General features: G+C 44.9%; 17 protein-coding genes and 1 pseudogene. 8 read left to right on the top strand and 10 right to left on the bottom strand.

Annotated features, from left to right (window positions below; all coding sequences use genetic code 11):
- The coding region (locus tag PN470_RS06960) for a putative toxin-antitoxin system toxin component, PIN family (RefSeq protein WP_271934969.1) at positions 1–402 on the bottom strand (402 nt) is incomplete at its 3' end.
- Positions 402–641 (bottom strand): hypothetical protein, encoded by a 240-nt coding sequence (locus PN470_RS06955; protein ID WP_002750644.1) that lies wholly within the window; start codon positions 639–641, stop codon positions 402–404. The genes PN470_RS06960 and PN470_RS06955, both read right to left, overlap by 1 nt.
- Before the next feature lie 244 nt (positions 642–885).
- On the opposite strand from PN470_RS06955, the gene PN470_RS06950 reads away from it, so the two are divergent.
- Positions 886–1,005 (top strand): type II toxin-antitoxin system Phd/YefM family antitoxin, encoded by a 120-nt coding sequence (locus PN470_RS06950; RefSeq protein ID WP_002777099.1) that lies wholly within the window; start codon positions 886–888, stop codon positions 1,003–1,005.
- Between the two features lie 118 nt (positions 1,006–1,123).
- Here the strand turns inward: PN470_RS06950 and PN470_RS06945 are convergent, their stop codons facing one another.
- From PN470_RS06945 to PN470_RS06925, 5 genes are all read right to left on the bottom strand, one after another.
- Positions 1,124–1,792 (bottom strand): hypothetical protein, encoded by a 669-nt coding sequence (locus PN470_RS06945; RefSeq protein ID WP_272104150.1) that lies wholly within the window; start codon positions 1,790–1,792, stop codon positions 1,124–1,126.
- 91 nt (positions 1,793–1,883) lie between these two features.
- Complete coding sequence (gene gltB, locus PN470_RS06940; RefSeq protein WP_272104147.1) at positions 1,884–6,458, bottom strand: glutamate synthase large subunit; 4,575 nt, start codon at positions 6,456–6,458, stop codon at positions 1,884–1,886.
- 209 nt (positions 6,459–6,667) lie between these two features.
- On the bottom strand, positions 6,668–7,015 hold the full coding sequence (locus tag PN470_RS06935; protein ID WP_012264318.1) for a DUF5615 family PIN-like protein: 348 nt from the start codon (positions 7,013–7,015) through the stop codon (positions 6,668–6,670).
- Complete coding sequence (locus PN470_RS06930) at positions 7,012–7,293, bottom strand: DUF433 domain-containing protein (protein WP_002750657.1); 282 nt, start codon at positions 7,291–7,293, stop codon at positions 7,012–7,014. The genes PN470_RS06935 and PN470_RS06930 overlap by 4 nt, the downstream gene beginning before the upstream one ends.
- An 84-nt stretch (positions 7,294–7,377) precedes the next feature.
- A complete protein-coding gene (locus PN470_RS06925; protein WP_016515501.1) occupies positions 7,378–7,545 on the bottom strand; it encodes a hypothetical protein in 168 nt (55 codons plus the stop codon).
- Positions 7,546–7,659: 114 nt separating this feature from the next.
- On the opposite strand from PN470_RS06925, the gene PN470_RS06920 reads away from it, so the two are divergent.
- From PN470_RS06920 to PN470_RS06895, 6 genes are all read left to right on the top strand, one after another.
- Entirely contained in the window at positions 7,660–7,881 is a 222-nt protein-coding gene (locus PN470_RS06920) for a hypothetical protein (protein WP_271934973.1), read from the top strand.
- Positions 7,871–8,278: a PIN domain-containing protein gene (locus tag PN470_RS06915; RefSeq protein ID WP_272104145.1), complete on the top strand. Its 408-nt coding sequence runs from the start codon at positions 7,871–7,873 to the stop codon at positions 8,276–8,278. Before PN470_RS06920 ends, PN470_RS06915 begins: the two co-directional genes overlap by 11 nt.
- Positions 8,279–8,455: 177 nt before the next feature.
- On the top strand, positions 8,456–8,755 hold the full coding sequence (locus PN470_RS06910) for a type II toxin-antitoxin system HigB family toxin (protein WP_271934977.1): 300 nt from the start codon (positions 8,456–8,458) through the stop codon (positions 8,753–8,755).
- Positions 8,739–9,158 (top strand): helix-turn-helix domain-containing protein, encoded by a 420-nt coding sequence (locus PN470_RS06905; RefSeq protein WP_004163265.1) that lies wholly within the window; start codon positions 8,739–8,741, stop codon positions 9,156–9,158. Before PN470_RS06910 ends, PN470_RS06905 begins: the two co-directional genes overlap by 17 nt.
- Positions 9,159–9,319: 161 nt before the next feature.
- The gene (gene crtR, locus PN470_RS06900) at positions 9,320–10,210 is read left to right on the top strand and encodes a beta-carotene hydroxylase (protein ID WP_002737746.1); all 891 of its coding nucleotides are present in this window, start codon (positions 9,320–9,322) and stop codon (positions 10,208–10,210) included.
- A 122-nt stretch (positions 10,211–10,332) separates the two neighbouring features.
- Complete coding sequence (locus tag PN470_RS06895) at positions 10,333–10,650, top strand: hypothetical protein (RefSeq protein WP_272104142.1); 318 nt, start codon at positions 10,333–10,335, stop codon at positions 10,648–10,650.
- On the opposite strand, the gene PN470_RS06890 is transcribed toward PN470_RS06895, so the two are convergent.
- Positions 10,651–11,205: a hypothetical protein gene (locus tag PN470_RS06890; protein WP_002737808.1), complete on the bottom strand. Its 555-nt coding sequence runs from the start codon at positions 11,203–11,205 to the stop codon at positions 10,651–10,653.
- Positions 11,206–11,706: 501 nt separating this feature from the next.
- On the opposite strand from PN470_RS06890, the pseudogene PN470_RS22330 reads away from it, so the two are divergent.
- A pseudogene (locus tag PN470_RS22330) lies at positions 11,707–11,893 on the top strand (hypothetical protein).
- Between the two features lie 40 nt (positions 11,894–11,933).
- On the opposite strand, the gene PN470_RS06885 reads toward PN470_RS22330, so the two are convergent.
- Both PN470_RS06885 and PN470_RS06880 read right to left on the bottom strand, forming a co-directional pair.
- Positions 11,934–13,103 carry an HhoA/HhoB/HtrA family serine endopeptidase gene (locus tag PN470_RS06885; RefSeq protein WP_271935793.1) on the bottom strand — a complete coding sequence of 390 codons (1,170 nt, stop codon included), beginning with the start codon at positions 13,101–13,103 and terminating at the stop codon, positions 11,934–11,936.
- A gap of 370 nt (positions 13,104–13,473) precedes the next feature.
- Positions 13,474–14,142, bottom strand: a complete 669-nt coding sequence (locus PN470_RS06880) for a hypothetical protein (RefSeq protein WP_271935794.1) — start codon at positions 14,140–14,142, stop codon at positions 13,474–13,476.
- Positions 14,143–14,149 lie beyond the last annotated feature (7 nt).

Here is a 14,149-nt window from a genome sequence, read left to right as displayed (position 1 = left end):
TAAAAAGTCCAAAAAGTCTTTTGCTTTCACGATCTGAATATTTTGATATTCAACCAGTGAAAGAAGATGTTTGTCTCCCGTGATAATATGGGTAGCCTTGCCAGCGATTGCACATTCTATGATCATATCGTCATCGGGATCATTGGGAACGGCTCTAAGTGTTCCACCTATAGAAACAATGCTAGAAGCCTCACAAATTTCCTCAATGTATTTTCTAACTCGTTCTTCAGGAAATTTGATTTTTAGTAGAAGTTTTTCGGATAATTCGCCTAAAATCTCTGGACAAGTGACCGATCGAATCAGTTTGCTTTGGGCTAGGGAAAAACAACTATTCGGGCTACCGCCTTTAGAAAGCGCAGCAGATATGAGAATATTTGTGTCGAAGACAACAGTATAAATCACTACTTCTCATGAACGATTTCATCGATAAATTCTTCTCTTTCGTCTTCCGTCATGGTATCCCAATCGTAGCCGCGTTCTGCTGCGACGATTTTTGCCTGTTGGCTTCCGTAATCGGTTATAGCTTCCATATTTCCCCACTGACGCTGGATGAGGAATCTAAATAGTTCCTGTTGCTGTGCTTCGGGGAGTTGTTTGACTAATTCGATTACTTGTTCGTTGCTTAAGGTTAAGTTTGGCATAGGTCGCTTCTAGACACCAGCATGATTAATCAGTTTAACACGAGTCCTTAATGGAGAGGGTTTTCTGTTCGCCTATCCCTTCTGGGCTTCGATCGGTTAGAATCGAGAAGTTGTACCAAATCTGGTTATTTTTGCATGAGTAGAAAACGGGTTTCTCCGAGAAACCCGTTTTCTGTGCGTTACTCAACGGATTTAGTATTATCGGCCTAGAAAGTCCTTTCATCTTACCGCTTGCCGTAAAATTATGATTGTCTCTCTCCAAGAAGCTCAAGCCAAACTGCCCGAACTGATATACAATCTCAAACTAGGGGAAGAATTGTTAATTACCGATAATAATTTCCCACTGGCAAAATTAAGCCGATGATAAAGAACACTTACAAGACTTCTCGGAGTATCTGCCTTGAAATGTCTAATCGATAGCCATACTCTGCTCTGTTACACACTCAAGGAATCCCGACTCAGTAGCAGCACCCATCAACTTCCTAAAAACCTTCTGGCTTTAAGACAGGACGATAACGTAATTTGATAATAACAGAACCACTAAACCTAAAACTTGATTGAAAAGCAATAAAATTGAGTTGCTGAGTCATTATTCCATTATTACAAATCTGGTTCATTATTATTTCATAATTCATTTTAAATTCAGAACCATTTTTATCAATTATAAATATAAAATCAGCACATCTTCTATTAGGATCGCCCCTAGATAGATCATCTTCAAAACAAAAATCTTCAGTTTTATAAATAACCGAACCATTATTACACTTGATAGTAAAAAAAACGCCAGTAATTCCTGATTCTAAAACTTGGCAATTATATTTTCCTTGCTGAGTTTCGATAAAACCACTTGCTTCAAACCAAGTGTTATTAATTAATCTTTGCGACCAGTCTTCTGGACACGAAGAAGATATTCTCCAATTTTCCGTCGATATTATTTCGCTGGCAGGATTATTATTAAACTCGGTTCGTTCATAAGTACCATTAGAATTAAATTTATGTTGTACACTTGCACTAGAAAAAGAACTTTTCCAGCAAGTAACCGCAATATCAGAATTATTTAAAGCGATTAATTGTTCATTATCAAAAGCTATAGCCGAACCAGAAAAACTAACAATGAAAACACTGGCATAACCAATAAACTTTTTCATCATACACCTCTATAGATCGATAGATGGTTAGTATTTACTGTAGATTCTAGATCATCAATTGAAAAAAAGGGGGCTTATTCAGCCCCCTTAACCTCTAACTACCGCCAATCCTTGCCACATCGCGGGCGTTGGCTTCAAAAGCCGCATCGAGGGCAGAATCGCCGGTTAAACCAGAATCTAACGCCTCTTTAATACACTGCAACATCCGCTTATAATCCTTGGGCATTACTTTAACAAACTTGGGCAACATTTCCGACCAATTTGCTAAAACTAGGGACGCTTTTTGACTTTGGGTGTAATCAGCATGGCGTTGAATTAACTCGCGTAAATCGTCGATTTCTTCCCCTTCTAGTGCCTCTAAAGCTACCATTTGGGTATTGCAACGAGTGGCGAAATCCCCCGACTCATCGAGGACGTAGGCGACACCACCACTCATCCCGGCGGCGAAATTGCGACCGGTGGGCCCTAAAACAACGACTTTACCCCCCGTCATATACTCGCAAGCGTGGTCGCCAACGGACTCAACCACCGTAGTCACCCCAGAGTTACGCACCCCAAAACGTTCCCCAGCAACCCCAGAAATATACACCTCACCACTGGTCGCGCCGTATAAAGCCACATTACCGATGATAATATTCTCCTCGGCCACAAAAGTGGAACCTTTGGGCGGATAAACGATGATTTTGCCACCGCTTAAACCCTTACCCACATAATCATTGGCATCCCCTTCTAACTCCAGTGTCACCCCTTTGGGAACAAAAGCACCGAAACTCTGCCCCGCGCTGCCCTGAAAATGGAGATGTACGGTATCTTCGGGTAAACCCTCCCAGTGACGTTTAGTGATTTCGTTGCCTAAAATCGTCCCCACCACCCGGTTAATATTTTTAATCGGTAGTGTCGCCTTGACTTTTTCGCCTTTTTCAATGGCATCCTTGCATAAATCCAGTAAAACGGTTATATCCAAGGACTTATCTAAACCGTGGTCCTGGGGAATCTGACAATAGCGTCCTACCTCTGCATCTACCTCCGGTTGATAGAGAATCGGAGTTAGGTCAATTCCTTTCGCTTTCCAATGTTCTACAGCCTGTTTCGGCTCTAATACATCAGTTCGCCCCACCATTTCATTTAAGGTGCGGAATCCCAATTCGGCCATAATTTCCCGCACTTCCTGGGCGATAAATTTCATGAAATTCACCGTATATTCGGGATCTCCGATGAAATTCTTCCGTAATAACGGATCCTGGGTCGCTACCCCCGCCGGACAGGTATTAAGATGACAAACCCGCATCATAATACAGCCTAACGTTACCAGTGGCGCGGTCGAAAAACCGAATTCTTCGGCCCCCAATAGGGTTGCCACCACCACATCGCGGCCGGTTTTCATCTGGCCATCCGTTTCCACCGCAATGCGACTGCGAAGATTATTTAACACCAATGTTTGATGGGTTTCTGCTAGTCCCAACTCCCAGGGTAAACCCGCGTGTTTAATCGAGGTTTGGGGTGAGGCACCGGTCCCACCATCGAAACCAGAGATTAAAACCACGTCGGCGTGAGCTTTAGCGACTCCGGCGGCGATTGTGCCAACTCCCACCTCAGAAACCAGTTTTACGCTCACTCTGGCCGCGCGATTGGCATTTTTTAGGTCATGAATCAACTCCGCTAGGTCTTCAATGGAGTAGATATCATGGTGGGGTGGGGGAGAGATTAAACCGACTCCGGGGGTGGAGTGACGGACTTTGGCAATCCAAGGATAGACTTTTTTACCCGGTAATTGACCGCCTTCGCCCGGTTTTGCCCCCTGGGCCATTTTTATCTGCAATTCTCGCGCTTGGGAGAGGTAAAGACTGGTGACACCAAAACGGCCGGAAGCTACCTGTTTAATGGCACTATTTTTCGAGTCTCCCTGTTCATTTGTCCAAGTGTAGCGCTCGGAATCTTCGCCACCTTCCCCGGTGTTCGACTTGCCACCGATACGATTCATGGCAATAGCGAGGGATTCGTGGGCCTCTTTGGAAATGGAACCGTAACTCATGGCCCCGGTTTTAAAGCGTTTCATAATCGCTTCAATCGGTTCCACTTCTTCGATGGGGATACTTTCCCGGTTTTTAAAGGTTAATAGTCCCCGCAGGGTGAAGAATTTTTGATTTTGTTGGTTGACCAGTTGGGAATATTTCTTAAAGAGGTCGTATTTACCCAATTTTACCGCTTGTTGCAGGGTATGAATGGTTTCTGGGCTAAAAAGATGGGCTTCCCCGTCCTTACGCCATTGATATTCACCGCCAATATCGAGGGTATGCACATTAACATCCCGGTCGGGGAAAGCGTGGCCGTGTCTGAGTAGGGATTCTTTGGCAATAATTTCTAAATCGGCCCCTTCAATGCGGGAAGCTGTCCAAGTAAAATAGCGATCGACTACCGATCGATTTAAGCCAATAGCCTCGAATATTTGCGCCCCACGGTAGCTTTGCAGGGTAGAAATGCCAATTTTAGAGGCCACTTTAATTACGCCCTTGGTGGCGGCTTTTATGTAGTTTTTACAGGCACTCTGGTGGTCAACTCCTACCAATAAACCTTCCTCGATCATACTGCCGAGGGTGGCAAAGGCTAGATAGGGATTAATCGCACCGCAACCATAACCGAGTAAAAGGGCGTAGTGATGCACTTCCCGGGGTTCGCCGGATTCCAGGACAAGGCCGACTCTGGTACGGGTTCCCTGCCGGATGAGATGATGGTGTAAACCGGCAACCGCCAGCAGTGAGGGAATCGGAGCGTGATTTTTATCGATACCTCGATCGCTTAAAATAATAATGCTCGCGCCCGCTAAAATTGCCTCGTCCACCTCTTGACAAATTGCCTCAATTGTGCCACGCATTCCCTCGACTCCCGAAGTGGGATCGAAGAGAATGGGAATAGTCACGGTTTTAAATTCGCTATTGCCCTGTAAACGCGCTAATTGGGCATTAGTGAGGATGGGAGAGTTAAGTTTAATCAGGTGACAGCTTTCCGGCTGCGGATCCAAAAGATTTCTTTCCGCACCGATAGTGGTGATGGGAGAGGTGATAATTTCTTCGCGAATCGAGTCAATCGGGGGGTTAGTGACTTGGGCGAATAACTGCTGAAAGTAATCATAAAGCAGTTTTGGGCGATCGGACAAGACGGCTAGGGGTGTATCGGAACCCATGGAACCCACTGCTTCCACTCCATCCCGGCCCATGGGGGCTAATAAAAGACGTAATTCTTCAAAAGTGTAGCCGAAAGCGGTTTGCTGTTGAATTAGGGAAACAGCAGTTTCCGGTGGAGCAGTTTCAACGGCCGGTAAATCGTCTAAATTGACTAAATTTTCGTTTAACCACTGGCGATAGGGATGAGCTTTGGCAATACCTTCTTTTATCTCCTCATCGGCCACGATACGACCTTCTTTCATATCCACAAGGAACATCCGGCCGGGTTGCAGACGACCTTTAAAAGCGACGCGTTCCGGTTCAATGGGTAAAACTCCCGCTTCCGATGCCATAATTACTAGGTCATCTTTGGTGACGTAGTAACGGGAAGGACGTAAACCATTGCGGTCTAACACTGCTCCCATCATCGTACCATCGGTAAAAGCGATCGAGGCCGGACCATCCCAGGGTTCCATCAAACAGGAATGGTATTCATAAAAGGCTTTTTTCTCATCACTCATCGATTCGTGGGCTGCCCAGGGTTCAGGAATCATCATCATGACAGCGTGAGGGAGAGAACGCCCCGATAAAACCATTAATTCTAGGGCATTATCAAAAATTAAGGAGTCACTACCCTCGATATTAATAACCGGCTGGATTTTTTTGATGTCTTCCCCGAACAAGGGTGAGGCAAACATCGACTGACGGGCGTGCATCCAGTTAATATTACCTCGCAGGGTATTAATTTCGCCATTGTGGGCAATATAACGGTAAGGGTGGGCGCGTTCCCAACTGGGGAAGGTATTGGTACTAAAACGGGAATGGACTAATCCTAAAGCACTTTGAAAGTCGGGGTCGTGTAAATCGGGAAAATAGTCACCCACCTGTACCGGCATTAATTGCCCTTTATAGACAATGGTACGACTAGAAATACTGCAAGGATACCAGTAACGATTAAAGGATTGACGATTAAGGTGGGAACGCTTGCGAATAACGTATAATTTGCGTTCAAAAGCCAGATCATCGCTTAAATGGGCATCGCGTTCGATGAAAACCTGTTCGATAAAAGGTTCGGTAGATTTGGCCGAATTGCCCAAACTAGAGTTATCCGTGGGAACATCACGCCAACCGAGAACTTTTAACCCCTCTTCGGCGGCGATTTTCTCGAATTCCTGGCGACTTTTCCCGCGAATTTCCGCATCAGGGGCCGTGTAGAGCATTCCTACCCCGTATTGTCCCGCTGCTGGTAAGGTAAAACCTAGATTACTGGTCACTTTCCGGAAAAATAGGTCAGGGATTTGGCATAAAATACCCGCCCCATCTCCCGTATTTTTTTCCGCACCGCACGCGCCACGGTGATCGAGGTTTAGTAAAATTGTTAAGGCCTGTTCAACAATATCGTGGGACTTTTTCCCCGTTTTATGAACGATAAAACCGACACCACAAGCATCATGTTCAAATCGGGGATCGTATAGTCCTTGTTTCCGTGGAGTTTGATTGTTATTCATCTTGTCTAATAGCCTAGCAGTCTGGAAGGGAATGGCCTAGAGGGTGAGCCAGAGTAGCGATTCTAGGTATATCAATTTTGTATCCAGACTGGACCTTCGGTCTTATATCTTAAGGAAATGTTTCGATGTGACAAGGGTTCCTTTACACCGAATCCAACTTCCGACCATTCTAGAACCTAAAAATGGGTCACGGCGATTTTTCTTGGCGATTAAATATATCGAACTTGGTTTCGCATTTCGTCCGCAGTCACTCGATCAAGAATAACCAGTAAACGGGTTGCGATCTCTCGCGGAGGGCGACGGACGGCGAAAATCACCCCGTAATGGGTTCGATTGGCATCGAAGTAATCGCGAACCAGTTCTTCAAAATCGGTTCGGTTGTGAGTGACTAAGGTTCTCCCCTGACTCACCGCGTGAGCGAGTTGTGCTTTATCTGTGGCGTTAAGTTGTCCCGCATCCCTCGCAGTAATCGCGTCAAACCCCCTCGCTCTCAACAACTCGGCGATTAAAACGTTAACATCTTCATCTAGATAGAGACGGATAAAGAGATTATTCACGAATTTTTTAGCAGCGGATCGATTAAGTCGTCGGGAACGCGGTTATGCTCGATATAAGCGTTAATTTCCTCTAGATGGTCGCTGTAATAGGTCAACGCACTGAAAATCTGACTTAACGTCAGATGGGGCATTCCTAGGGGTATTTCTTCGGGAGCGACCCCCAGACGCCAAGTTTCGACGATGGCGCGGACGGGTGTACGGGTTCCTTTGATAATTGGTTCCCCGTGTAAGATCTCGTCGTCTCGAACGATATAGAGATATTCGGTCGCTTGAACCATCGCGGTTTTCTGGAGTGGATATCGTTTAGTTTATCGTATCGATCGAACCCCCGACTATTCCCCATAAATATCGGTTCGGTTACTTCAGCCACCCGAGCTCACTTGCGGCGATTGTTTCGCTCTTTCTCGCCATTTTTTTGAATTTTCTGTAATTACCTCGCACATCGATCGGGCTTTTTCCGCCGCATCCCGTGCCATTTCCAGAATTTCCTCTAGTTCCCGTTCATTTAGTCCTGTTTCTTTTTCTTCCATCACCGTAAGCCCTCCAAGCGATTTTTAACCTTATTCTAGTTTCTAAAATACGTCCGAGCTATGATAGCTTGACTCTAGAGCTAAAGTAGAGATAGGGTTTAATTGGAGCCATGTATGGAAGCGATCGAATTTAGGACGGTTATTCATGACGGTCGGGTGAGCGTTCCCCCCCGATATTCTTCTCGATGGGAGGGTAAGATGATACGGGTGATTGTTTTGGATGACTCGGAAATCGTCCCCGAACCGAGCCAGAAAACTGAAAAAACGATGTTCGAGGCGATTTCTTTAAATACACGGGGATTTAGATTCGATCGGGACGAGGCTAATGCCCGATAAAGTTTTTATCGATACTAATGTCTTAATTTACGGGTATTCTGAGGATGAGCCGGATAAACAACAGCGAGCGATTGATTGTGTTCGATCGGGTGAGGCTTGGATTAGTACACAGGTTTTAAATGAAACGATAAATGTATTAAAACGGAAATTTTCCCTAAGCTATTCGCAAATTCGAGACGCTGTACAAGAGCTTTCCGAGGGATTCCCAATCATCCTCGTTTCTGTTAATACGATAGAGATGGCATTGAATCTAGCGGAACGTTATCAATATAGTTACTTTGATAGTTTAATACTGGCCAGCGCTCTGGAAGCGGGCTGTCAAATTCTCTACAGTGAAGATTTACAAGATGGTCAGCGAATCGAGAATCAATTGACGATCGTTAATCCCTTTGGTTAAGTAGGTAGGTGTTAAAAGTTGTCAGACACCCCCCTTGATAAGTAGGGTTGATTCATGAATCAACCCTACTATGAATTAACCCTAGGGGGCAGGGGGGATCGAACCTAAAATCCATTTTTAATTTAATTATAACCAGCTACTTATCTAAGTTAAAAACAACAATAAAACTAGCGATCGATGGGCGTGATCAGTAAAGTCAAATTAGGAGAGTTTTGGGAACGCCACTCGGACGCGGAAGACACTCTTACCGATTGGTATAACTTCGCTAGTAAGGCTAACTGGAAAAATTTAGTAGAGGTTCAAGGTCGCTACCCGAAGGCGGAGGCGGTGGGAAATTTTATAGTTTTTAATATCAAGGGAAACAAATACCGTTTAATCGCTGACATCAATTATTCTCGTCAAACCATTTTCGTTAAATATATTCTAAGTCACGCTGAATACAATAAGGAGAACTGGAAAAATGATCCCTACTTCTAATCCATTAACCTATGGTGATTTACTCTTGCAGTATCAACCGAAACCGATTAATAACTCCCAAGAATACGAGCGATTTTTAAGCATAATTGAAGGGATGATGTCACGGGAGTTAAGCAATGACGAAGGACTATTATTCGATTTATTGGTGTTATTAGTGGAAGAATACGAGCGGAAACATTATCCGATCGCCCGAACAAATCCTACCGCTACGTTAGAATCTTTACTTGATGAATTCGATATCGATAGGGAGTGTCTTGTCGATATTTTCGGCGATCGGGATAGAGTAGAATCGGTGATAGGGGGGAAACAAGCGATCGCTCCCTCTCAAGCCGAGTCTCTAGCCGAATTTTTTAATCGTTTAAGTGCGAAACTGGCGTTAAGCGCCCGTGATTTTCTCTTGTAGCCTCGCTTTCCCTCGGGGACTGAGGGGGAAGACCATATAACAAATCCTTACTTTCTTCATAACTTTAGATTAATTAAGATAATGTTACAAAACTTTATGAAAAAGGCGTAGTATGATAATTTACGCCAGTAAAGCGAACACAATAAGGAGCAACACCCATAATGCAGTCGGCCGAGATGTTGCTGACAGTCCCCAAAGAGTATTTAAAAGCACCGGGGGGCTTCAACCCAAACGTTACCATGTTTTTCAGTGCCTTGAGCCTAATAACCCTATCTACCTGTGGCTATTGGCTATGGTCCTGGCCGGACTGGATTTGTTTTAGTGCTAATGTCCTCGCTTTACATTTATCGGGGACAGTTATCCACGATGCTTCTCATAATTCTGCCCATAGCAATCGGCTATTTAATGCTATTTTAGGTCATGGCAGTGCTTTAATGCTCGGTTTTGCCTTTCCAGTCTTCACTAGAGTCCATTTACAGCACCACGCGCACGTTAACGATCCCGAAAATGATCCGGATCATTTTGTCTCCACTGGTGGACCGTTGTGGATGATTGCGGCCAGATTTTTTTATCACGAAATCTTCTTTTTTAAGCGGCAACTCTGGCGAAAATATGAACTGCTGGAATGGTTCCTCAGTCGTCTTTTTGTGGCTACCATAGTCATCGTCGCCTGTCAATACGGTTTTATCAGCTATGTGATGAATTTTTGGTTTGTTCCCGCTTTAGTGGTGGGAATTGCCCTCGGTTTATTTTTCGATTATCTCCCCCATCGTCCTTTCCAAGAGCGTAATCGTTGGAAAAATGCCCGAGTTTACCCCAGTCCCCTGTTAAATCTGCTGATTTTAGGGCAGAATTATCATCTCGTGCATCATCTTTGGCCGTCGATTCCCTGGTACAAATACCAACCGGCATACTATGCCACTAAACCGCTTTTAGACGCAAAAGACTGTGAACAGTCTTTGGGTTTACTGCAAGGTAAGAATTTCTGGAGTTTTCTCTACGATGTCTTCCTAGGTATTCGCTTTCACTCCCATTCTTCTAAAACTTCTTGATCTTATTTATCGTAATGATGAGGTACAAAGTTTTCATTTTAGGGAGTCGGTGGTCGATTTTGTGAGAAACTCTCTATCTGTACTGGTTTTGTTGTCAACCTGATTTTTTGAAGGAGGATTTTATGAGTCAACATTGGGGAAAAGCCTTAATTTTAACAACAACTCTCTTGACAATTAACATCGATTATGCTAGGTCTTTAACCTTTGGTGAGGCCGTTGGTATTGGAGCGGGGGCCTTGTTAATCAACCGAGCGGTACAGGATAATAGACAACGTTATCGATTTGTGCCACCAGAGCAAGAATTTCAGCGCGGACTAGAGGACGGGTTTAACTTTGCCCGCTATGATAATCCGCGCAATTCTAGAGACTACGATGACGGTTTTATCGAGGGAAGAAGACGGCGGGAGTCGGGTTGGTCCAGTCCCAACCGGAGAAGTTAATTATTTTTTTGGTCTGCGTCCCACTTCGGCGGTTTCTTGAATGGAAAATATCCTCAATTTGCCGTCGATGGGAGCGACTTTAGCCACCGCTTCCGATGCCACTATATAGTTATCACCCTCAGTATTGGTAATATTGACTACCCGCTCGCGAGTGATAATCGCCATCTCGTTATTAGCAAGAATATCCACGTCCCAATTCTCAGAAAGAACCTCTATACTTTTAATATTTTTGTAGGATTCCTCTAAAAATATTTTATGTTCCGTGATGCCATCTAACTCAAAAATTTCGGTACTAGCATCGGTTTTAATGGTCAATTGCGAGGAAATAAACGGGGCATAGTGTTTGAGGATTAGGGGGATATTTTTATCTTTAATGGCGGTTTCAATGTCTTGAATCATTGCTTTAATTTCCGCTTCACTGATTTTTTGTCCCCAATCGCGATTACCCGATTGTTTCACCGGCACTATCGAGGGATTAGCATGGACAAAAGGGGGGGAGATACCGGGGAGAAGGGATAAACCGAGCAATAGAACAATTAATTGGGGAGAACGCATAATTTAATAAACTTGGTAAATTCAACCCGAATCATAGCATTTTCTCGTTACCGAATAAATCCTCAAGGTGAAAGGGCTGCATCTCATAAGTAGTCGTGCAAAATAAATTTCCTAGTGAAGATGGGCAAAAGGCAGGAGGCAAGAGGTGGTTAGATATGTGTAATTAATTTTGCGGCTCTTCTAGGTTCTGTGTGATAAGTTTAACTTACAATATGATTGATCAGTCTTTGTGTCCTTTGTGTCTTTGTGGTTCGTTCCACCCCCTCGCTCTTGAGAATGTATCTTAGAATACATTTTACCCGCCAAACCCAAGAGAGCCATTTTGCTTAGGTACTTATAAATAGACTCCTCTTCCACGACCTTTATAGACTTTTTTATAACTAATCTTTTTCTCAATTGAGTATTCAAGATATCCAGTTAAACGATAACTTTTCAAGATTTATTGTATCTTCTTTTCTAAGACTTTCTCATCCTTACCTGGTCTTTTTTGGGCTCTTCGGTTTGTCTTATGCAAGGGACGGGATGATAGGAGATGAAACCCTTATAGAGAAAGACATTGCTGCGATATTTGTCAATTGTTTTCGATCTAGAGCGAGCTAATCAATTAAGTTTCTTGCCAGATAAGGATTTAGTCGATTTATGCCCCCCGATCGAACTATACCAAGTAACGAAGAACCGTGATCAGTGAACTGAAAACTCACATCTGATAACTGACTCCGGACTGCCGATTACTGATTTGACATTTGGGCGGTGATTACGGTGAGATCGATCGCCCTTTCCCCCCTTCTGATTCTTAGGGGTAAAGATTGACCGATCCCGGCTTTTTCCACCATTTCCTGTAACTCAGCGCCATCGCTAACCGGTTGATTATTAGCTTTAACAATCACATCCGCGCGACGGATCCCGGCTTTTTCGGCGGGGGTATTGGGTAGGACTTTCACCACCAAAATTCCCGACACTTCCGGGACGATCATGGCAGAATTGGGGTTTTGATTATTAGCCCGGGCTAAATCGGGAGTTAGATTAACCATCTGCACACCAATATAGGGATGGGCTACCTTTTGACCTGATTCTAGGGTCGCTTGTAACTGCTTGGCCCGGTCGATGGGAATGGCAAAACCGATGCCCATGGCATCGGTACGAATCGCCGTATTGATGCCGATGACTTCCCCTTGGGCGTTGAGTAAAGGACCGCCGGAATTACCCGGGTTAATAGCGGCATCGGTTTGGATAAAATCAATGCGTTTATCGGGAATACCCGCCTTAGCCGCCGAGCGCCCGATCGTGCTAATAATTCCTAAAGTTACCGTATTATCTAGACCGACGGGATTGCCTACTGCGATCGCCCAGTCCCCCACTTGTATGGATGCGGAATTGCCCAGGACGGCCACAGGTAATTTTTCCCCTTGGGGATTAATTTTCACCACGGCTAAATCAGTGATCTCATCAGTACCGCGTACTTCTCCCTTGAAGCTACGACCATCTTTTAAAGTTACCGTTACCTTATCGGCATTATCGACCACATGGGCATTAGTTAAGATTAAACCACTGCCATCGATAATAAAACCCGATCCCTGGCCCACCACTCGCTGCTGGGTGGGAACACGAAACTGTTCCCCAAAAAACTCCTGAAAAAAAGGATCATCAAAAAAGGGGCTATTGGGACGAGTAATGATCGCTTCGGTGTCAATTCGCACCACTGCCGCACCTGTGCGGGCCACTGCCTTAGCGACAAAACTTTCCGCCGTCATCTCCGGGGGAATTCTGGCCAGATCGGCGGCAGCAGTGGGCAGATTTTGAGCATTTACCGCCGCTAAACTGCTAAAACCGAGCATAACTCCCAGAAAAGTTGCCAAAGCGTGGGTAATAGTTCGCCGTAACCCTGTAGGAAGTTTCATACTTTGATCTCTGAATTCTGATGTTTTAACTGTTTCTGTCTATCGGTTGACAGACCGACTATTAAAAATCTAACAAATCGATCGCTCCGTTTAAATCGATGGTTGACACCAAATCCGCCAGCAGACGGATTTGGTCATGGTTTGCCGTTTACTAGGGCTGGCTGAATAAATCTAAAAACCTTGTTGGATAAGGCTTTTAGACTTTTTTTCCCTCAAAAAGTGCCTACCATTGGAGTGATCGGGGGTAAAATTCCTGGACTTTTTCCCTGAAAATTAGGTAACTGACTACCTCAAAATCGGTAAAACCCTACACCCCACACCCCACACCCCACACCCTGCCCCCACGAAAAACTTTTTCAGCAGACCCTAACTAATCTCTGATCACTAGGGGCGATTGCAGGGTAATATTTAAATCTCGATCGGGGTTAACAGAGTATAACTGCGCGGAACTACCACCGACAATTCCCGCCGTCGGTAAACCCCATCCTGCAAGGGTTCCCACGGCTGCCCCCGCTAAGACATCGAGAACTTCGATCTTGCGATCGCCCGTAAGGGCAGCGATCGCTGTGGCTGCTCCCGCACCGGCGACGGTTCCCGCTAAGATATCTTGAGTTTTTGCCCCTTTACGCACGGTTTCAGTGGTAGTAATTAATCGCGAAGTGGCATTGAGGGGAATAGTGCGATTACCCCCATCGAGGCGAATTTCCTCGGCAATAAACCGCACACCTTGGCCCGTCGCTTGTAAAGTACCCTTGACTTCACTTCCCGCTGCAATCACCACACTCCCATTCCGGTTACGAATATCTCTGGCTACGGTTAAAGTCAGAGGAATAACATCACTTTTAGAAACTAAAATTTTATCGGCTTTCTCGTAATTCAAAGGGATAACTGTTCCCGCCGGAATCGAGATTTGTTGAGCGATCAGACGTGGCCGATTAATATTACTTTGAGCGAGGACGGGAAAAGTGCCGGACATGGAACCCATGAGCAGGGTAATCAGTAAAGCTGTACTGGCTCTGGTAACAGGATTGATAGACATAGCGGTT

The organism is Microcystis sp. CS-574, from assembly GCF_028329095.1.
Taxonomy (GTDB): Bacteria; Cyanobacteriota; Cyanobacteriia; order Cyanobacteriales; family Microcystaceae; genus Microcystis; species Microcystis ichthyoblabe_A.
Note: the sequence above shows the minus strand (reverse complement) of the source record. Positions and strands in the feature narration are given on the sequence as shown.